This window comes from Candidatus Persebacteraceae bacterium Df01 (assembly GCA_030386295.1).
GTDB lineage: Bacteria > Pseudomonadota > Gammaproteobacteria > Tethybacterales > Persebacteraceae > Doriopsillibacter > Doriopsillibacter californiensis.
Genome location: JANQAO010000001.1, coordinates 209,862 through 230,423, shown reverse-complemented (window position 1 = coordinate 230,423; position 20,562 = coordinate 209,862). Strand labels below are relative to the sequence as shown.

Below are 20,562 nucleotides of genomic sequence, written 5' to 3'. Positions count from 1 at the left end.
AGAATCACAACATGAACAAGAGTTTCACTGTAGGCGCCATCAGTATGGCCGTGGTGCTGACGGTTTCCAACTATTTGGTGCTTTTTCCGTTGGGTGATTGGCTTACTTATGCCGCATTCACATATCCTTTGACTTTTCTCATTACCGACTGTGTTAATCGCGTCGCTGGCGCAGCGTGCGCGCGACGAGTGGTAATGACGGGTTTCTGCATTGGTATGCCGCTATCCTTTATAACAAGCGCTGGCGCTGGTGAGGCATGGACAACGGCATTACGCGTTGCCGCTGCTTCGGGTGGCGCTTTCATCTTAGCGCAATTACTGGACGTAGTTGTATTTGACCGCCTGCGCCGCGCTGTCTGGTGGATGCCGCCACTTATCTCATCGGCACCAGCCGCATTCACCGACACAGTTTTATTTTTTTCATTGGCCTTTGCCGGCACCGGATTGCCGTGGGAAACATGGGCAGCAGGTGATTTCGCTGTCAAAATCATGATGGTAATCTTCTTGCTATTGCCCTATCGTCTAGTTACTATACGCTTGCAGAGGGCACCATGAACGCCAACGATAAACTATGCAAACGTCTAGCGCAATTGCTTACTGACACACCAGTTGCAGAATGGCAAAAAAATAGTCGAGCCGTTGCTGCCAACCTGCTTTCTCGTTTGGATGTGGTAGGACGAGAAGAATTTGATGCCCATTGTGAAATGCTGTCACAAGCGGTCACACAGGTGGCAAAACTAGAAGAAAAAATTCGCCAACTAGAAAAGATGAACGAAGATAAAATCAAGCATTAATCTTAGACCAACTTCAAATCAGGCACAAAAAATCCGCTTTTACAAGCGGATTTTTTGTGAGAATAAAGATACTAATTTTTCATTTTTTCCATGTTGACATTAATGGTGTCCGGCAAATGTAGATGGGAGCTAGATACCAAATCTACGAAAATTCCAAGACCACCTGTAGCGACATTACCAAAAATGTCATTACTTTTGGTTGCTTCCACAACAACACTAGAAACTTCGTAACCATCTTTGTAGCACACTACTTCTAACGAATCCACGCTACGAGGAATGTACACTGCTCCTGGTGTAGCGACTGACTTGAGATAGCCTTCGGAACCACGATACAGCTTGCAAAGTGCTTTTTCAGGAGTAGTAACAATTTCTACTTTTTCGTGCGTACCACGTAACACCGAGGAACAACCGGAAATAGCGACAACCACTCCGACCAGACCAACGCCCAATAATCGTTTGCTCCCTTGTTTCATGTTTGTTCTCTTTCTTTTTATGACACTCAAAAAACGATAGCGATTATAACACGAACTATTTTTATCATTGCCTTTTGTCAGTGCACCTGACCTGATAACAGATAAGAAAAATTCCGATTTTGACTTGTTTTTGTCTTTTTATAAAAGAATCTACGTAAGGTGGCAAAAAAATACCGTAATTGCCCATATGTCACTTTTGCAAATTAGGTGATAATGCTTATAATTGAAAATATAAATAGTTAAACTAACTCAAAGGACTTTGATATATGATGTATTCTATTCCCGCAACTTCTATGCCGGCCGCCAAGGCCAATCGAGTGTTACGCAATTCCTACATGTTGCTGGCCATCACATTGTTGCCAAGCATTGCTGGCGCCTATTTGGGGGCATTGTTTCCACTTATGGCACAACTCGGCGGAATCATGACCGTTGTGGTCTTTTTGGGTGCCATGTTTGGTATTCAATCAATGGTGATTAAAAACCGCCATAGCGTCGCTGGCATCGGGTGGCTTCTGCTTTTTACTTTTGTAATGGGCTATTTTACCGGTCCGTTGGTAGGTTTTGCTTTGGGCTCATTTTCTAACGGAGCAGAATTAGTTGCCATGGCTATTGGTGGCACGGCGGCACTTTTCTTCATTTTGGCAGGCTACGCCACAGTAACCAAACGCAACCTTGCCAGCCCATCCATTGGAAAAATGTTGATGATTGGAATGGTCATGCTTTTCGCTATCTCACTAATGAATATCTTTATTCAAGCACCGGCAGTCATGTTGGCGGTCTCCACGCTATTTATATTGATTGCCTCTGGCTTTATCGTGTTCACTATTAACAATGTAGTGCGCGGCGGTCAAGACAATTACATCATGGTGACAATGACGCTTTATATTATGTTGCTTAATTTGTTTCAAAGCTTATTGCATCTGTTGATGATGTTTTCTGGTAACCGCGAATAAAAGTCCTACTAATTACCTACCCCTGCAGGGCGACCAATAGGTCGCCCTGCTTTTTAATATGTGGGTAATTTTAGCTGAAGCTTTTCTTGTGCTCCTTCTTGTTAGCGTATTTGTATGGTGGGTAATGCGCCCGCCACGCAAATAAAAAATAAGGCGCAACCAAACGATTGCGCCTTTTCCCGTAAGTAGAGTGTCGCGGAGAGGAGAGAGGGATATGCGACACCCCTGAGAATTGTGATTACTTCTTGCGATTAGTCGCAACCGTTGCAGACTGTTTTTTCAAACCCGCTTGTGCAGCTTCGCAAGAGGCATTAATGCTCCTTTTGACCACCGAATTAGCAGCCTTAAAATTTTCGGCCATTTGCGGAGCAAAGTCAGCGGCTTCCTTAGGCAAAATAGCCTTTCCATTTTCAGCTGCTTTTGTAACTGCCCGCTCCATAATGTCGCGGCTTTTTTCAGTCACCTGAGCAAAATCACCGACCACGTCACTAGCCAATTCGCAGTATTCTTTCATTGATTTTTCAAAGTGGGCAGTGGCATTAACGTTAGGCAACTTGAAAAGGGCATCAGCTGAAAAATTTTTGCCCTGAAACAATGGGTTTTGGTTAGATAGCTTGCGTGCAAATTCCAACTGACGAGAAAACATTTTGTTAGAATATTCCATTGTGGCTTTAGTTGCCTCATTGAACAATTCAACAGCTTCCGTGTTTTGAAAATAAGTATTTGGGAAAGTCCAAGTTTGCATTTTTACTCCTTTTTGTGGTGCAACATTAGGTTATAGTTGATATTATATAGCGATGCCTCTAATTTTCAATATATTTTATTGCATTGCACAAAAATATATTGAAAATTTCTATATTTTCTTCCATTCATTCCAAATAAAAATTTTAAGTTATTGTTTATGCTGAAAATATTTATAATCTTGCGCAAGCACAAAAAAAACCACAAATCGTGAAAAATATTTCGTAATATCATCAATTAACATCATTTCTGACAAATTTTTATCACTGCGGTTGGACATTTTGACACAATGGAAACGTCTTTCATTTTTGCCATCAATCTCGTAAACACAGCTAAATTTACTATCACCACATTTATTTCACCGTTTATAATTATCTGTGCCAAAATTATTACTAGCAATAATTATCACACTTTTTTTGACGCCGGTGGTCCATGCCGGCGAGCAGCAGTATGAAGAATTGTCCGACAGCACCCGCGCCTCGTTGCAGGGGTTGTTTAGCGACAGGGCACCAACACGGCTGTTTTTTGACACCCCTGCGGAAGGCGAACGCTGGCTGGCAGAAATGAGCCGACGGCTGGCGAAAATTTTGCCTCGCCGTTCCATTTTACAGAATGAGCAAGCCCGCCGCGACTTTTTGGTTTCACTTCATTATGAAGCCACGCGCGCCGGCTTGCCACCACAATTAGTACTGTCGCTGGTGCATGTAGAGTCCGCCTTTCGCAAATATGCTATTTCTTCGGCGGGTGCTCGCGGTTACATGCAAGTCATGCCGTTTTGGACGGGATTAATCAGCGGAGAACAACCACACAATTTATTTAATCTGCGTACTAATCTACGCTATGGAACGATTATCTTGCGCCACTATCTTGACATTGAAAAAGGCAATCTTTTTCGTGCTTTAGGGCGCTACAACGGTTCTTTGGGACGAGCTCACTATCCTAACGCAGTGCAAGCCAAATGGAAAAAACACTGGGTTTGGCCTTAAGTTGCCACAACGTGTTTTACCCATTTTGAATTACAACTTAATCAATCAGCGCATAAGCCCCAGTAGTCAAAAAATCTGCCATATCAGGTGAGTTCACCAGCGAATCCAACATGTCGGCAGCGGCACTCAAATATGTTAATTCTCCATCGGCGTTAATAGCGTTGACTGCCGACTGCAAACGGTTGGCAAACAAAGCAGCATCAATTTCAACACCATCACTAAGCGTCGTCGCATATTGCATCCATTGCCACAATTGCGCGCGCGAGATTTCTGCTGTGGCAGCATCCTCCATCATATTAAATATTGGAACCGCTCCTGTACCGCCTAACCAAGCAGCGGTATAACGCAGTGCCACTTGAATGTTGCTATCAAAATCAGCAAGATTAATACCACCTTCGGGCAATTCTAGAAGTGCTGACGCGGAATGTGCAATACCAGATAATTTGTCTTTTTGATGCGCTTTCGGCATGTATTCGGAAAAAGCGTCCACAGCTAGGTCAATCAATCCCGGATGTGCTACCCAAGTGCCGTCATGACCGTTAGCGGCTTCTCGCTTTTTATCTTCACGAACTTTTTCCAGCGCCAGCGCATTAGCCTCTTCATCACCACGAATAGGTATAAATGCCGACATCCCACCCATAGCATGAGCACCACGGCGATGGCAAGTTTCCACCAACTCTTCGGAATAAGATTTAAGAAAAGCTTTGTCCATAGTAACCAACGCCCGCGCCGGCAAAATGCGTTGTTGGTGGCGTGCTAATGTTTTAATATAGGAAAAAATATAATCCCAACGACCACAATTAAGCCCTACCAAACGGGCACGCATGGCGTGCAAAATCTCATGCATTTGAAATACTGCTGGCAGCGTTTCAATCAGCAACGTCGCCTTAGTAGAATTAGCCGGCAATTCCAGTTCTTTTTCGGCAAAATCCATAATGTCATTCCACAATGCCGCTTCGCGCCAATGCTCAGTTTTGGGCAAATAGAAATAAGGGCCACGTTCATTTGTCGCCAACAATTTAGCGTTGTGAAAGAAAAAAAGCCCGAAATCGACAAAAGCACCAGCAACCGCTTTACCTTGCCGAAGCACATTTTTTTCAGGCAGATGCCAGCCTCGCGGACGCACGATAAGAACGCACTCGTGGTCAGGCTTGAGAGCATAATGCTTGCCTGTCACCGAATTAACAGTATCACAGGTGCCACGTACTGCATCATAAAGGGCTTGCTGACCAGTAGCGATATTTTTCCACGTTGGTGCTAATGAATCTTCAAAATCAGCCATGTACGCCTTAGCTGATGAGTTAAGTGCTTGAATAACTTTTTGCCGTTCGGCAGGAGCTGTGATTTCCACCCGGCGGTTTTGCAACGCCAGCGGCGCGTCAGCGACTTGCCAATTTTCCATCCGCAAGTCTTTGGTATCCGGCAAAAATCCAGGCAACTGCCCGCCGTCAAAACGTTCTTTGGCAGCACGCCGCGCATCCAGTAATGCATCGCGGCGAGCTGAAAACTTGTCGGCAATTTTTTCTACAAAAGCGAGTGCTTCGGGAGTGAAAATATTGGGGCTCCACGAATCCAACGATGTTTTGTTTTTTATCTCAAGCATGTTTTATCCATATTTTTATTAAACAGGGGCGGATTTTACGCTTTTACCTACCGCAGACAAACCGCACCTTACGCAGCGCACAATAAAAACTCAAATAACTTTTCTCATCTCCGCATTTCTCTTCAAAGGAAAAATTGCTTTTGAGAAAACAATGTCTACCAGCAATCGGTTTTTTTAACGATGTTTTTGTACTATTTCACTGTTTCCCCCAGTTGCTCCAAAATAGCCGGATTTTCCAGTGTGGATGTATCTTGTGTTATTTTTTCGCCTTTAGCGATAATACGCAACAGGCGACGCATAATTTTTCCGCTACGGGTTTTAGGCAAGTTATCACCAAACCGAATCTCCGCCGGCTTAGCAATAGCGCCAATTTCCTTGCCCACCCAGTTGCGCAATTCCACTACTAACGCACGAGCTTCTTCGCCGGCAGGACGCTCCCCCTGCAGCACCACAAATGCAACAACCGCTTCACCAGTAAGCGCATCGGGGCGACTAACCACGGCGGCTTCGGAAACTTTAGGATTAGCCACTAGGGCAGATTCTATTTCCATCGTCCCCAGCCGATGCCCAGAAACGTTCAACACATCATCAGTGCGCCCCATAATCCAAAAATAGCCATCATCATCACGATTAGCCGAATCACCAGCAACATAATACTTCCCATCAGCAATTTCTTTCGGGTAATAAGTGCTGCAATATCTGTCATGATCTCCCCAGATAGTGCGCAACTGTGATGGCCATGATTTCTTCACTACCAAAAAACCACCCTCATGAGCACCAGTTTCATTGCCCGCTTCATCCACTACGGCCGCAAAAACACCGGGTAACGGCAGTGTGCAAGAACCGGGTTTGGTAGTAATCGCACCGGGCAGCGGAGCTATCATGTTGCATCCAGTTTCAGTTTGCCACCAAGTATCTACTATCGGGCAACGACTACCTCCTACCACTTCACGATACCATATCCATGCTTCCGGATTAATCGGCTCTCCCACCGTGCCCAAAATACGCAATGATGACAAATCGTAATCTTTGGGCAATTCCATGCCCGCCTTAATAAGCGAACGAATCGCCGTTGGCGCAGTGTAAAAAGTTGTGACTTTATGATTTTGCACGATTTCCCAAAATCGCCCCGAATGCGGGAATGTCGGCACTCCTTCAAATATTAACTGTGTGCCGCCCACCGCCAGTGGTCCATAGGCTACGTAAGTATGTCCAGTAATCCAGCCAACATCCGCTGTACACCAGTAAATATCACCTGGCTGATAATCGAACACCCATTTCATGGACAAAATTGCGCCCAGCAAATAGCCGCCAGTGGTGTGAACAATACCCTTGGGTTTTCCGGTAGAACCCGAGGTGTACAAGATAAACAGTGGATCTTCGGCGTTCATCACTGCCGGCGGGCAGTCATCAGACACATCGGCTACGGCATCGTGCCACCACACATCGCGTCCACCTTGCATGTGAACACCGACTCCCGTTCGACGAAATACGATGACGGTTCCCACCGCATGATCACCACCAGCTAGTGCTTCATCTACGGTTTTTTTGAGTGGAATATTTTTACCTCCGCGCATGCTTTCGTCAGCGGTAATCACTACTTTGGCCGCCGCGTCTTTGATGCGATCTTCCAATGATTTGGCGGAAAATCCACCAAATACTACCGAGTGTACGGCACCGATACGCGCACAAGCCTGCATACAAACAATCGCTTCGGGACGCATGGGCATGTACACAATGACGCGATCTCCGCGTTTTACGCCCGCATTTTTGAGTGCGTTGGCAAAACGACAAACTTCACTATGCAGTTGCCGGTAAGTGCGCACATCGTTATTTTTGCCCTCATCGCTTTCAAAAATAACAGCCGGTTGTTCACCGCGCGCAGCCAAATGACGATCCAAACAATTAGCGGAAATGTTGAGATTTCCGTCGGCGAACCATTTGTGGGCGTGAGCATCACCGCACTCATACACGGTAGAAAACGGTTTGATCCAGTCAATTTCTGCTTCTGCATGGTGCCGCCAGAAACCTTCCCAGTCATCGGTAGCGTTTTTGATCATTGCATCATAAACAGCTCGACCGGCTACGGTGGCATTGGCAAAAGACGCTGGTGGTTCAAAGCGGCGCGTTTCGGTCAAAACAGATTCAATATTGGACATCTTTTTTCTCCTTATCAAAGATGTAAATAACGATTTTATTATGGCACAAAAAACGTTCGCTAAATAGAATTTAACCAGCTGGAAAAATTAAAAACGGCAACGAACTCGGCTGCTAACTTCGCAATCTGTCATAATTCATCGTTTCTCCCAACGGACACACGCAATGATTGACTTATATTATTGGACGACACCAAACGGTCATAAAATCACCATTTTTTTAGAAGAAACTAACCTTCCTTATAGTTTGCACAGTGTGCATATTGGGCGCGGAGAACAATTTGAACCTGCTTCCGGATTAATCGGCTCTCCCACCGTGCCCAAAATACGCAATGATGACAAATCGTAATCTTTGGGCAATTCCATGCCCGCCTTAATAAGCGAACGAATCGCCGTTGGCGCAGTGTAAAAAGTTGTGACTTTATGATTTTGCACGATTTCCCAAAATCGCCCCGAATGCGGGAATGTCGGCACTCCTTCAAATATTAACTGTGTGCCGCCCACCGCCAGTGGTCCATAGGCTACGTAAGTATGTCCAGTAATCCAGCCAACATCCGCTGTACACCAGTAAATATCACCTGGCTGATAATCGAACACCCATTTCATGGACAAAATTGCGCCCAGCAAATAGCCGCCAGTGGTGTGAACAATACCCTTGGGTTTTCCGGTAGAACCCGAGGTGTACAAGATAAACAGTGGATCTTCGGCGTTCATCACTGCCGGCGGGCAGTCATCAGACACATCGGCTACGGCATCGTGCCACCACACATCGCGTCCACCTTGCATGTGAACACCGACTCCCGTTCGACGAAATACGATGACGGTTCCCACCGCATGATCACCACCAGCTAGTGCTTCATCTACGGTTTTTTTGAGTGGAATATTTTTACCTCCGCGCATGCTTTCGTCAGCGGTAATCACTACTTTGGCCGCCGCGTCTTTGATGCGATCTTCCAATGATTTGGCGGAAAATCCACCAAATACTACCGAGTGTACGGCACCGATACGCGCACAAGCCTGCATACAAACAATCGCTTCGGGACGCATGGGCATGTACACAATGACGCGATCTCCGCGTTTTACGCCCGCATTTTTGAGTGCGTTGGCAAAACGACAAACTTCACTATGCAGTTGCCGGTAAGTGCGCACATCGTTATTTTTGCCCTCATCGCTTTCAAAAATAACAGCCGGTTGTTCACCGCGCGCAGCCAAATGACGATCCAAACAATTAGCGGAAATGTTGAGATTTCCGTCGGCGAACCATTTGTGGGCGTGAGCATCACCGCACTCATACACGGTAGAAAACGGTTTGATCCAGTCAATTTCTGCTTCTGCATGGTGCCGCCAGAAACCTTCCCAGTCATCGGTAGCGTTTTTGATCATTGCATCATAAACAGCTCGACCGGCTACGGTGGCATTGGCAAAAGACGCTGGTGGTTCAAAGCGGCGCGTTTCGGTCAAAACAGATTCAATATTGGACATCTTTTTTCTCCTTATCAAAGATGTAAATAACGATTTTATTATGGCACAAAAAACGTTCGCTAAATAGAATTTAACCAGCTGGAAAAATTAAAAACGGCAACGAACTCGGCTGCTAACTTCGCAATCTGTCATAATTCATCGTTTCTCCCAACGGACACACGCAATGATTGACTTATATTATTGGACGACACCAAACGGTCATAAAATCACCATTTTTTTAGAAGAAACTAACCTTCCTTATAGTTTGCACAGTGTGCATATTGGGCGCGGAGAACAATTTGAACCTGCTTTTCTAAAAATCGCACCCAATAATCGTATTCCTGCCATTGTGGACAACGAACCTACTGACGGCGGTGAGCCAGTACCGATTTTTGAATCCGGCGCCATTTTGCTTTATCTGGCCGAAAAAACCGGGCGATTTTTATCTCCCAATTTGCGAAAGCGCACCGACGTATTACAGTGGCTGATGTGGCAAATGGGCGGATTAGGGCCAATGTTGGGACAAAATCATCATTTTCGCGCCTATGCTCCCGAAAAAATACCATACGCCATTGAGCGCTATACCAAAGAAGCGCAACGGTTATATTCAGTGCTCAATCGCCAGTTAGAAAAATTTAACTTTATTTGCGGTGATTATTCCATTGCCGATATGGCTTGCTATCCGTGGACAACGTCACACGAACGACAAGGTATTGATTTGGCAGACTATCCGCATGTTCAGCGTTGGCACGAAAATATTAAAACGCGTCCCGCCGTGGCACGAGCCTATAAAAAAGCCGCCGATCTTAACACCGCTCCCACAGTAGATGAAAAAGCTAAAAAAATATTATTTGGGCAAACGACGACCAAAGCGTCGTCTTGATGGAACGTTAATTACGTAAAAAATAAGGGAAAAAGTAGTTTAGCTGCCGTTAATCGTCGCTAAATAACTGTTTAGCTTTTTCTAGCCACGATTTTTCTTTCGGTGCATGGCGACTTCGTTTATTTTTTAAGCTGTCGTCAAAATCACGTAACAATTGCTTTTGTGTTTCGCTCAAACTAACTGGCGTTTCAACCACAATGTGGCAGAGCATGTCACCGGCGACAGCATTGCGAGGGCTGGGAGCTCCGCGCCCACGCAAGCGCAAAATAGCACCAGTTTGTGTTTCGGGAGGCACCGCAATTTTAACTTTGCCACCGGTAGCGGTAGGCGTTTCTACCTGTCCTCCCAAAGCCGCAACAACAATGGACACCGGAATGGAAATATGCAAATTATCACCATCGCGCTCAAATAGTGGGTGCGGTGCAACTTGCGTGCGTAAATAATATTGGGCGTTTTGGGTGCCGTTAATATTTAAACGAATAGTTTCACCGTCTTGAATTCCTGCCGGAATTTTGACGGTCACCGTGCGTGAAGACTTTTGGTTACCACGTCCATTACAGCGCTTACAGGGAGATGTAATAATTTTGCCAGCGCCACCACAGTCATTACACGTTTGTTGTAAGGTGAAAAAGCCTCTATTAACGCGCATTTGTCCAGCACCGCGACAAGTGGGACATTCCTGTGGCTTACTTCCCGGCTCTATGCCATTACCACCGCAACCGTCACATGGCACCGGTTCATTAATTTTTAACTCTTTTTGGCAGCCTGTGATGGACTCGGAAAAACTTAACTGAATTGCCAAAACACGTTGTCGTGCCTGACTTTGTCCACGTGATCCAGCAGCACCGCCAAAAAAATCACTAAACAAATCATTAAACACGTTGGAAAAATCGGCACCACCACCCGCCGCCCCAGCTCCAGCTCCATCAAAAGCATTGTGGCCAAACCGATCGTAAGCTTCGCGTTTCTCTGAGTCAGACAGCATGTCATATGCTTCCTGAACTTGTTTGAACTTTTCTTCCGAAGTCTTATCGCCGGCATTACGGTCGGGATGATATTTCATCGCCAACCGCCGATAAGAACGCTTAATTGTGTTTTTATCCGCGCCGCGCTCCACGCCTAACGTCTGGTAATAGTCAGGTTTGCTCATACCAGGTCAGACACCACAACGCAAACTACTTTTTATCATCATCCACTTCTTGAAATTCCGCATCCACAACATCTTCTTCTTGAACGCTATCAGCGTCATCAGTCGAGTCGGCTTCGTTGGCGCCAGCCTGCTGCATTTTTTGCGCCAATGGTGCGGCAACAACAGCCAAGGCTTGACCTTTTTCTCGAATTTCCGACAAATCAGTCCCAGCTTTAGCTTCTTCCGCTTCCTTAAGCGCGGCTTCTATTTTTTCTTTTTCTGCCGCATCCAACCCGGCGCCATGCTCATCTAACCCACGACGCACCGAGTGGATAGCCATGTCACATTCGTTGCGCGCCTGCGCCAGTTCAGTGGCTTGGCGATCTTCTTCCGCATGCTCTTCGGCATCTTGCACCATACGCTGAATCTCATCCTCCGACAACCCGGAAGAGGATTTGATGGTGATATTATTTTCGCGACCAGTTTTTTTGTCGCGTGCCGACACATGCAAAATACCGTTGGCGTCAATATCAAAAGTTACTTCAATTTGCGGCGTGCCGCGCGGTGCCGGCGGAATATCTTCCAAATTAAATTGCCCCAGCGATTTGTTGCCAGCGGAAACTGTGCGCTCACCTTGCAATACATGAATAGTAACCGCTGGCTGGTTATTGCTGGCGGTGGAAAACACTTTGGACGTCTTCGTGGGGATAGTGGTGTTTTTTTCAATTAGACTGGTCATCACGCCACCTTCAGTCTCAATACCTAAAGATAAAGGCGTTACATCCAATAGCAACATATCTTTGACGTCGCCTTGTAGCACCGCACCTTGCACTGCTGCACCCATAGCCACTGCTTCATCGGGATTGACGTTACGCTTGGGCTCCACGCCAAATATTTTTCCTACTTTTTCATACACTGCGGGCATGCGCGTCATGCCGCCGACGAGAATTACTTCATCCACTTTGCCTTTTTCCAAACTGGCATCTTTGAGGGCAACCTTACACGGCTTCGCGGTACGCTCAATCAAGTCTGCCACTAACGCTTCCATTTTTGCGCGAGTAAGAGACAAGACCAAATGCTTGGGACCAGTCGCATCGGCGGTGATGTAGGGAAGATTAATTTCCGTTTGACTTGCCGAAGACAATTCTATTTTGGCTTTTTCTGCAGCTTCTTTAAGCCGTTGTAGCGCAAGAATATCTTTTTTCAGGTCGAACCCTTCTTTCTTTTTAAATTCCTCCACCAAATGGTGAATCAACGCTTGGTCAAAATCCTCGCCGCCCAAAAAAGTATCACCGTTGGTAGAAAGCACTTCAAATTGTTTTTCGCCGTCTACTTCGGCGATTTCAATAATGGAAATATCAAAAGTCCCGCCACCTAAGTCAAAAACCGCAATGGTTTTATTTTTGACCGATTTGTCCAAACCAAAAGCCAGCGCTGCCGCCGTAGGTTCGTTAATAATCCGCTTGATTTCCAGTCCAGCAATGCGCCCAGCATCTTTGGTGGCTTGTCGCTGCGAGTCGTTGAAGTAAGCCGGCACGGTTACCACTGCTTCGGTAACTGTCTCGCCAAGATATTCTTCGGCGGTTTTTTTCATTTTTTGTAATATTTTGGCGGAAATTTCCTGCGGCGAATATTTATTTCCCTTAGCTTCTACCCAAGCATCTCCATTTTTTGCTTTGATGATAGAAAAGGGGGCCAGTGAGCGCTCTTTTTTGACTTCGGCATCAGCATAACGCCGACCAATAAGACGCTTAATCGCATACAAGGTGTTTTTGGGATTAGTGACTGCCTGCCGCTTAGCAGCCGCGCCAACCAGCGTTTGACCATCATCACTAAATGCCACCATGGAAGGCGTAGTACGTGCGCCTTCTGAATTTTCAATTACATGCGGCTTGTTGTTTTCTAGTACGCAGACGCAAGAGTTTGTCGTACCCAAGTCAATGCCAATAGTTTTACCCATAATATATCTCCAAGTGTGTAAATTTATGATTTGTCGCCAGTATCTTCCGGCGGTTTATTTAACAAAATCGTAGCGGCGCGAACGACTCGCCCGTTGAGTGTGTAGCCAGTTTGCACTACGGTAGCCACCGTCTGCGGAGGCAAGTCACTGTTTTGAGAAAAACCAACAGATTGGTGCAAATTAGGGTCAAATGACGCACCTTCGTCAGGACGAATAGGACGAATACCGTTAGTGTCCATCGCCGCTGTCAGTTTACGCAAAGTCAGTTCAAGCCCTTCACGCATGCCATCTTCTTTAGCGGTTGATGCAGACTCTAGACAATCACAAACATCGCAAATGCTTGTCGCAAAAACGCTAATTGCGAATTTTCTGGCGTTAGCTATTTTTTCTTCAGCGCGTCGGCGTTGGTTTTCTGTTTCAGCAACAGAGCGCAAATAAAGATCGCGCAGTTCAGCTAATTCTTCAGCATCGCTTTTGGGCTTGTCCGGCTCACTGTTAGTTGCTGTCTGTCCGTCTTCAAGCGAAGCCGTATCGGCAGTATCAACATCTTCCGCCGGCACCGCGTCTTCTGCCGCTTCTAGGTTATCTTTTGTTTTATCCTTATTTTTAGGCATGCAAACTCCGTTAATTTCTTCTTACCATTCCTATATAGGATCACTTATTTTTTTTTCAATGCCTAAAATTTTTTATATCAAAAACACAACCTACTCGAGAATAATTAACCGCGTAATTATTCTGTTGAAGAAACATCCGTCTCCAATTTTGTAACGATACAAAGACGCATAAAACGACGTTTGCCTGCTTGCACCACTTTTTGCCCTGGCAACATGGCATAGTTTGGATCGGTCACCGCACAACCGTTAATTTTAACCCCGCCTTGCAAAATCAACCGTTTGGCAGCAGAAGAAGAGTCAATCAGTTGTGCCGCTTTGAGCACGTAAAACAACGGTGCGCCACTGGATGAAACTTCAAGAGTTGCTTCCGGCATGTCATCAGGCGCTTCGCTACGAACAAATTGCTGCTGAAATTGTGCCGCCGCCGCATCCGCCGCATTCGCACCTTGATAGCGTCCGGCTATCTCAAGCGCCAGCGCCTTCTTATAAACAACGGGGTTTTCACCGGCGGCTACCTTGTTACGCATTTGCAAAATATCTTCAGCGGTAGCAGCGGACAACAATTCATAATAGCGCCACATCAGCACGTCCGATATGGACATGACCTTGCCATAAATCTCACTCACCGGCTCATTAACGCCAATGTGGTTACCGTAACTTTTTGACATTTTACGTACGCCGTCCACGCCTTCCAGCAACGGCATAGTTAGTATGCATTGGCCTTCTTGTTTTTGCTGCCGCTGTAGATCGCGCCCCACTAATAGGTTAAATTTCTGGTCCGTTCCACCCAATTCCATATCGGCGTTGAGAGCAACCGAGTCGTATCCTTGCACCAGCGGATACAAAAATTCATGAATAGCGATGGACTGACGTTGGCGATACCGTTCAGAAAAATCATCACGCTCCATCATACGCGCCACCGTATGACAGGAAGCCAAACGAATCAAGTCAGCCGCATCCATAGGCGAAAACCATTCGGAATTGCGGCGAATTTCAGTTTTATCACGATCCAATATCTTAAAAGCCTGTTCGGTGTAGGTAGTAGCGTTTTTTTCAATTTCCTGGCGCGATAGCGATGGACGAGTAGTATTGCGCCCACTGGGATCTCCAATCATGGCGGTAAAATCGCCAATAAGAAAAATTACCGTATGGCCTAGTTCTTGAAAATGACGCATTTTTTGCATCAGCACGGTATGCCCCAAATGCAAATCGGGGCTGGTAGGATCAAATCCGACTTTTACGCGTAGTGAGCGTCCAGAAGCAAGCTTTTTTTGTAATTCTCCTTGAGGCAAGCACTCTTCAGCACCACGCAACAATTGTGCCAGCGCGCCAGATGATGAAGCGTCTGCCGTTGTCATTCCATGTTTCCGTGTAAAAAAGCGACAGGCAACGCCCTAACGCTCCAAATATTTAAGTTTGCCGTCAGTCTCTTTCCAATCGTCGGCGTCTACCGGCGGATCTTTGCGCTCTACAATTTCAGGCCACTGTGCGGCTAATTCTCGATTAAGCTCCAGCATATTTTCTTGTCCCGCTGGCACGTCATCTTCGGCAACAATCGCATTGACTGGGCACTCGGGCACACACAAAGAGCAATCAATACATTCTTCTGGGTCAATAGCCAACATATTTGGCCCTTCATGGAAGCAGTCTACCGGACAAACTTCCACACAATCAGTATATTTGCATTTGATGCATTTTTCCAACACAATGTAAGTCATAATAATATTCCTTGAAAAGCCGATTTTATCAGCCCTTTTCATCTTTATCAGATTGCGACTCTATCCATTGATTAACTTTCATATTAATATCGGTCACCGATAAATCCGCCGTGCTAAAAGCTGTCCCAATACGCACGGTAATAAGGCCAGAACGCTTGAAAAAAGAATGCTTGGGCCAACAGTAACCGCTGTTCACCGCCACTGGTACTACTTGGGTTCCTGTTTTTTTTGCTAACCACGCACCACCGGATTGATATTCACGCTGTGCACCAGGAGCCATGCGAGTACCTTCAGGAAAAATCACCACATAAAATCCCGCAGCTAATCGCTCTCGCCCCTGTTCTTCCACTTGCCGCAAAGCACGACGTCCACTCCCACGGTCAATAGCGATAGGACTCATACGAGCTAATCCCCAACCAAAAAATGGAATACGCAACAATTCTTTTTTTAATACCATCACCTGTGGCGGAAAAATAGCTTGGTAAGCAATAGTTTCCCATGTAGATTCGTGTCGTGACAATAACACACAAGGTTGCGGCGGTAGATTTTGCAACCCGATAACACGATAGCGGATGCCACAACACAACCGTGCCGCCTTTATTACCAAATATGACCATTGAGAAATAAGCGCATAACGGCGATGTGCTGGTAGAAAAGTAATAATGATCGCCAGCAAAGAAAAAAAAGGCGTAATCAGCGCAAGCCATAATGCAAGCAATATGGAACCTATGGGACGCATCAAACAGGAAATTGCGGCGGCCGAGCAAGCAATTTATTCATCGCCTCTGACGGTGACAAAACTCCCTGCAACAAATCATCAACAGCGTTAATAATCGGTGATTCTACACCGCAACGGCGAGCACAACGGCGGGCGGCTGCAGCGGCATTAACTCCTTCACAAGTGTTAGCGGGCAATTCTTTCTCAGCTCCCAGCGCTAATCCAAAACGGCGATTACGCGACAAATCAGAAGTGCAGGTGAGCAACAAATCTCCCACACCGGCAATACCGTGCAACGTATCACTATTTCCGCCTAATGCGGTGCCCAGCATCACCATTTCATGTAGCCCGCGGGTAATTAACGCGGCGCGGGCACTCGCTCCCAAACTCATTCCATCACAGACACCAGCGGCAATGGCGATAACGTTTTTTAATGCACCACCGGCACAAACTCCCGCTAAATCAGCAGTAGGATACAAGCGTAATTTTTTGCGGTGTAACATTTTTTGTACTGGCTCCAACATATTCGTTTTGTTTACGGCCAAAGCCAATGCGGCGGGGCGCCCTTTGGCAACATCCGCGGCAAAAGAAGGGCCGCTAATAGCTCCGAAACATGCACCAGCATTCAGTTGTTCGGCGGCAGCATCATGTAGCAGGCGGTCACCATTGGGCAGAAACCCTTTGGTTAGCCACATAACCGGACACGAAGAGGGAGCGTGGCAATTGATTTGTGTAAGTATGTTGCCAAAGCCCGCTGTGCTAACGGCAATAATAATGAGATCTGCATTTTTGAGTGCATCCGCAATATCGGATGTGTATTGCGCCTCAAACCGCTCTGCTGCCTTGTTGGCAGCGGCATCGCTACGGGCCCAAAAGCAAATGACGTTGTCTTGCCGAATGGCGTACCCCAACGCACTTCCCCATGCACCAGCCCCTAAAATGGCAATTCGGCAAGACACTCCGCCGGACAATAATTTTAAGAGGAGCTGTCCTCGTCAATCGACATAGACAGCACTTGCTTGGCATTACGTAAAGAAATATCAATCCAATCATCCGCTTCGCTGAGATAATTTTGCTGAATTTCTGATTGCATATTAAAGTCGTACACCTTTCCTACATGTTTTTTTGCTTCGGGGGAAATATCTTTATCGCGCGGAAAATAACGGCGGACTACCGTTCCTTTCTCTATCTCGCTCAACCGTCGATCTTGTATACGAAATTGGTCCGACGTAATGTCTTTTTCTTGCCGCCGATGGCGAAGAATAACAGATTCTAGAATTCTCTTGGTAATTTCATGAAGGCTTTCTTCGCTCAAAATTTCTTTATGCTCCAACAAGTCAGGGCGAAACATCTGCATTATGCGCTGGCATTCTTCTTGTCCAAGATGGCTTTGTGACAAGGAAACCAGCGTGTTAATGTCAAGCAAATCTTCAAAATTGCCATATGTTTTAATGTCATCAGAGAGTCCTTCTGATTGATTGGGCATGGAAGAATCGTCATTGGCAAAATTTTCTTCCTCCGTGTTATCAGCTACTACGTCACTATTAGGAGCTGAAACCGTTTCGGCTCCCTGTGCTGATGAAGGCAATTTAATCCGAGTGTCTTTCTTTGACAATTCAGAAAGAATTGATTTTTTCTCACGATTAGCAATATTGGAAAGAAGAACACTGATAAAAATAAGTACCCCGCCAATACCACCAAACAATGGTAACAACCCATATTGCGAAAATAAAAACGAGTCTTTTGTCGCGGCAGGCAGGTTTCTGGCTATATTGACCAGTGGCTGTGACATTGGCACGGCAAACTCACGGTGACTAGCTTCTTCCGCCCGATAGGAATAACCGATAACACTCAGCCAAGCACCTACCACAATCAATATTGTGGCAATAAACTTAATAAAAAATTTCATTGTTATTGTCCTGTTTTTTCATAACCCTATCATTAGAATTATCTCACTTTTATCAACTTTTTGAGGCTAAGTGAATCCGCGCTTCTATCACGCTATCTGGATTGAGCGAAATGGCGGAAATACCTTCTTCCATCAACCACTTAGCAAAATCGGGATAATCGGACGGCGCTTGGCCACAAATACCCACATATTTATTTTGTTCCCGACAAGCTTGAATAGCACGAGAAATCATCATTTTAACCGCTAAATTTCGTTCATCAAAAATACCAGATACCAGTTCAGAATCTCGATCCAACGCCAATGTAAGCTGAGTCAGGTCGTTAGAACCAATGGAAAACCCATCAAAATGATCTAAAAATTGTTCGGCCAATAATGCATTGGCAGGCACTTCACACATCATAATGATTTTCCAATCATCACGGCTAATACCCAAAGTCCGCATTTTTTGTACCACCGCTTCGGCTTCGTTGACGGTGCGCACAAAAGGCACCATCAACCATATGTTGTCAATACCCATATCTTCGCGCACTCGTTGCATGGCCTCACATTCCAACGCAAAACAATCGGCAAAAGAAGCATCCACATAACGGGCGGCGCCACGGAAACCGATCATAGGGTTTTCCTCTATTGGCTCAAATCGTCGTCCACCAACCAACCCAGCATATTCGTTAGATTTAAAATCGGATAACCGCACTACTACCGGACGCGGATGAAATGCGGCAGCAATCGTGGCAACACCTTCGGCAATTTTACCTACATAGCAATCGCGTGGACTATCATAACCGACAGCCAGCTTTCGCACTTCCTGACGCAAATCAGCGGGAAGCTCGGTATATTCCAATGCGCAACGGGGATGAAAACCAATAGTACGGGCGATGATAAATTCCAATCGCGCCAACCCCACGCCGTCGGTAGGCAAGCGTGAAAATTCAAAAGCCAAGTCAGGGTTAGCAACATTAATTTGTAATTTAATGGGCAACTGCGCGCCACTGTCAGAAGCAAATTCATCAATCACAAACTTCGTTTCACCCTCGTATACGTGACCAGTGTCACCTTCGGCACAAGACACGCTCACAGCACCTCCGTCGGCAATGCCGGCGAGTGTGTCACCGCAACCGACAATCGCTGGAACTCCTAACTCACGGGCAATAATAGCCGCATGACAGGTGCGCCCTCCACGCCGCGTGACAATCCCCGCCGCACGTTTCATGACCGGCTCCCAGTCCGGGTCGGTCATGTCAGCTATCAACACGTCTCCTGCTTCAACGCGATGCATGTCAGCAGTACCGGCAACAATGCGCGCGGTACCAACACCAATTTTTTGACCAATCGCCCGACCCTCGGCAAGCGCCGCGCCTTTGGTGAGAATGCGGTAACGACTAATTGTTGTTACTGTTGCCCGCGATTTCACGGTTTCAGGGCGTGCTTGGACAATAAAAATGTCGCCGCTGACGCCGTCCTTGGCCCACTCAATATCCATATGACGACCATAATGCGCTTCAATGGCCATAGCATAACGCGCCAAGGTGTTCACATCATCATCGGTGATACAAAAACGACGACGGGCAGCTTCTTCCACACGCACGTTTTTTACTGACCCACCAACACAAGTACTATCACCAAACAACAGTTTGTCGGCTTTGTCACCCAACTGACGGCGAATAATGGCATTTTTTCCAGTACGCAAAGAAGGCTTGTACACATAAAACTCATCTGGATTAACGCTCCCTTGCACTACGTTTTCTCCTAACCCATAAGCACCGGTAATAAACACTACCTCTTCAAAACCGGACTCAGTATCCAACGTAAACATTACCCCGCTGGCAGCCAAGTCACTACGTACCATACGCTGCACGGCAACCGACAAAGCGACATCCTGTTTGTCATACCCTTGGTGATGGCGATAAGAAACAGCGCGGTCGGTGAATAGCGAAGCAAACACCAGACGAACGGCGTCAATCACTGCGTCTTCACCACAAATATTTAAAAAAGTTTCCTGCTGACCAGCAAAAGAAGCGTCCGGCATGTCTTCCGCCGTAGCCGATGAGCGCACGGCAACGGCAGCGGTACCGTTTTCCATTTGCCGGTAAGCAGCGCGGATATCGCTTTCCAAATCCGATGGCAGAGGGGCTTGCGCAACCCACTCACGGATTTCTCCGGCGGTTTGCGACAACGCCCGAGTATCATTCACGTCCAGTGCCGTAATAGCGTTTTGTATTTTTTCATCCAGCCCCCCCTGACGCAAAAAACGCCGATAGGCAGAGGAGGTTGTGGCAAAACCGTCCGGCACTCGCACACCCGCAGAAGACAGCGCGCCAATCAATTCGCCCAGTGAAGCATTTTTTCCACCCACATGCGGCACGTCTTTCATGCTAAGCGCAGACAGAGGCACGGTGTTGTCGTTTGTGAAAGTCATTATTAAAATTTCTAATTCTATCCTATGCGGAGCCTTTATATTGCTGTCG

18 protein-coding genes and 2 pseudogenes are annotated in these 20,562 nt (G+C 46.4%); 6 read left to right on the top strand and 14 right to left on the bottom strand.

Annotation, left to right across the window (positions count from 1 at the left end):
- Positions 1-11 precede the first annotated feature (11 nt).
- Both NQX30_01145 and NQX30_01140 read left to right on the top strand, forming a co-directional pair.
- Positions 12-554: a queuosine precursor transporter gene (locus NQX30_01145; GenBank protein MDM5146992.1), complete on the top strand. Its 543-nt coding sequence runs from the start codon at positions 12-14 to the stop codon at positions 552-554.
- Positions 551-793: an accessory factor UbiK family protein gene (locus NQX30_01140; GenBank protein MDM5146991.1), complete on the top strand. Its 243-nt coding sequence runs from the start codon at positions 551-553 to the stop codon at positions 791-793. Before NQX30_01145 ends, NQX30_01140 begins: the two co-directional genes overlap by 4 nt.
- A 71-nt stretch (positions 794-864) precedes the next feature.
- Here the strand turns inward: NQX30_01140 and NQX30_01135 are convergent, their stop codons facing one another.
- Positions 865-1,266: a hypothetical protein gene (locus NQX30_01135; GenBank protein MDM5146990.1), complete on the bottom strand. Its 402-nt coding sequence runs from the start codon at positions 1,264-1,266 to the stop codon at positions 865-867.
- 266 nt (positions 1,267-1,532) lie between these two features.
- On the opposite strand from NQX30_01135, the gene NQX30_01130 reads away from it, so the two are divergent.
- Positions 1,533-2,219, top strand: coding sequence for a Bax inhibitor-1 family protein (locus tag NQX30_01130; protein ID MDM5146989.1), 687 nt, complete (start codon positions 1,533-1,535; stop codon positions 2,217-2,219).
- A 238-nt stretch (positions 2,220-2,457) separates the two neighbouring features.
- Here NQX30_01130 and NQX30_01125 read toward each other — a convergent pair whose 3' ends face one another.
- Entirely contained in the window at positions 2,458-2,964 is a 507-nt protein-coding gene (locus NQX30_01125; GenBank protein MDM5146988.1) for a hypothetical protein, read from the bottom strand.
- 394 nt (positions 2,965-3,358) lie between these two features.
- Here NQX30_01125 and NQX30_01120 point away from each other — a divergent pair, with 394 nt between their 5' ends.
- A complete protein-coding gene (locus tag NQX30_01120; GenBank protein ID MDM5146987.1) occupies positions 3,359-3,946 on the top strand; it encodes a lytic transglycosylase domain-containing protein in 588 nt (195 codons plus the stop codon).
- Between the two features lie 37 nt (positions 3,947-3,983).
- On the opposite strand, the gene aceB is transcribed toward NQX30_01120, so the two are convergent.
- Together aceB and acs are read right to left on the bottom strand one after the other, a co-directional pair.
- Positions 3,984-5,549 carry a malate synthase A gene (gene aceB / locus NQX30_01115; GenBank protein ID MDM5146986.1) on the bottom strand — a complete coding sequence of 522 codons (1,566 nt, stop codon included), beginning with the start codon at positions 5,547-5,549 and terminating at the stop codon, positions 3,984-3,986.
- 191 nt (positions 5,550-5,740) lie between these two features.
- Entirely contained in the window at positions 5,741-7,708 is a 1,968-nt protein-coding gene (acs, locus tag NQX30_01110; protein ID MDM5146985.1) for an acetate--CoA ligase, read from the bottom strand.
- A gap of 163 nt (positions 7,709-7,871) precedes the next feature.
- Here acs and NQX30_01105 point away from each other — a divergent pair.
- Positions 7,872-7,994: pseudogene (locus tag NQX30_01105) on the top strand (thiol:disulfide oxidoreductase).
- On the opposite strand, the pseudogene NQX30_01100 reads toward NQX30_01105, so the two are convergent.
- Positions 7,994-9,187 (bottom strand): annotated as a pseudogene (locus tag NQX30_01100) (AMP-binding protein). The pseudogenes NQX30_01105 and NQX30_01100 sit on opposite strands and share 1 nt — an antisense overlap.
- A 163-nt stretch (positions 9,188-9,350) precedes the next feature.
- Between NQX30_01100 and NQX30_01095 the strand changes: the two are divergent.
- Complete coding sequence (locus NQX30_01095) at positions 9,351-10,049, top strand: glutathione S-transferase N-terminal domain-containing protein (GenBank protein ID MDM5146984.1); 699 nt, start codon at positions 9,351-9,353, stop codon at positions 10,047-10,049.
- A 49-nt stretch (positions 10,050-10,098) separates the two neighbouring features.
- On the opposite strand, the gene NQX30_01090 is transcribed toward NQX30_01095, so the two are convergent.
- From NQX30_01090 to ppsA, 9 genes are all read right to left on the bottom strand, one after another.
- Complete coding sequence (locus tag NQX30_01090) at positions 10,099-11,199, bottom strand: molecular chaperone DnaJ (GenBank protein ID MDM5146983.1); 1,101 nt, start codon at positions 11,197-11,199, stop codon at positions 10,099-10,101.
- A gap of 25 nt (positions 11,200-11,224) precedes the next feature.
- On the bottom strand, positions 11,225-13,138 hold the full coding sequence (gene dnaK, locus NQX30_01085; GenBank protein ID MDM5146982.1) for a molecular chaperone DnaK: 1,914 nt from the start codon (positions 13,136-13,138) through the stop codon (positions 11,225-11,227).
- A gap of 23 nt (positions 13,139-13,161) precedes the next feature.
- A complete protein-coding gene (locus NQX30_01080; GenBank protein ID MDM5146981.1) occupies positions 13,162-13,752 on the bottom strand; it encodes a nucleotide exchange factor GrpE in 591 nt (196 codons plus the stop codon).
- Between the two features lie 116 nt (positions 13,753-13,868).
- On the bottom strand, positions 13,869-15,110 hold the full coding sequence (gene tyrS, locus NQX30_01075; GenBank protein MDM5146980.1) for a tyrosine--tRNA ligase: 1,242 nt from the start codon (positions 15,108-15,110) through the stop codon (positions 13,869-13,871).
- A 36-nt stretch (positions 15,111-15,146) separates the two neighbouring features.
- A complete protein-coding gene (locus NQX30_01070) occupies positions 15,147-15,470 on the bottom strand; it encodes a ferredoxin family protein (protein MDM5146979.1) in 324 nt (107 codons plus the stop codon).
- Positions 15,471-15,498: 28 nt separating this feature from the next.
- A complete protein-coding gene (locus NQX30_01065) occupies positions 15,499-16,209 on the bottom strand; it encodes a 1-acyl-sn-glycerol-3-phosphate acyltransferase (protein MDM5146978.1) in 711 nt (236 codons plus the stop codon).
- Positions 16,209-17,147 carry an NAD(P)-dependent glycerol-3-phosphate dehydrogenase gene (locus NQX30_01060; protein MDM5146977.1) on the bottom strand — a complete coding sequence of 313 codons (939 nt, stop codon included), beginning with the start codon at positions 17,145-17,147 and terminating at the stop codon, positions 16,209-16,211. The genes NQX30_01065 and NQX30_01060 overlap by 1 nt, the downstream gene beginning before the upstream one ends.
- A 17-nt stretch (positions 17,148-17,164) precedes the next feature.
- Positions 17,165-18,097: a hypothetical protein gene (locus tag NQX30_01055; protein ID MDM5146976.1), complete on the bottom strand. Its 933-nt coding sequence runs from the start codon at positions 18,095-18,097 to the stop codon at positions 17,165-17,167.
- A gap of 52 nt (positions 18,098-18,149) precedes the next feature.
- Complete coding sequence (ppsA, locus tag NQX30_01050) at positions 18,150-20,513, bottom strand: phosphoenolpyruvate synthase (GenBank protein MDM5146975.1); 2,364 nt, start codon at positions 20,511-20,513, stop codon at positions 18,150-18,152.
- Positions 20,514-20,562: the final 49 nt, after the last annotated feature.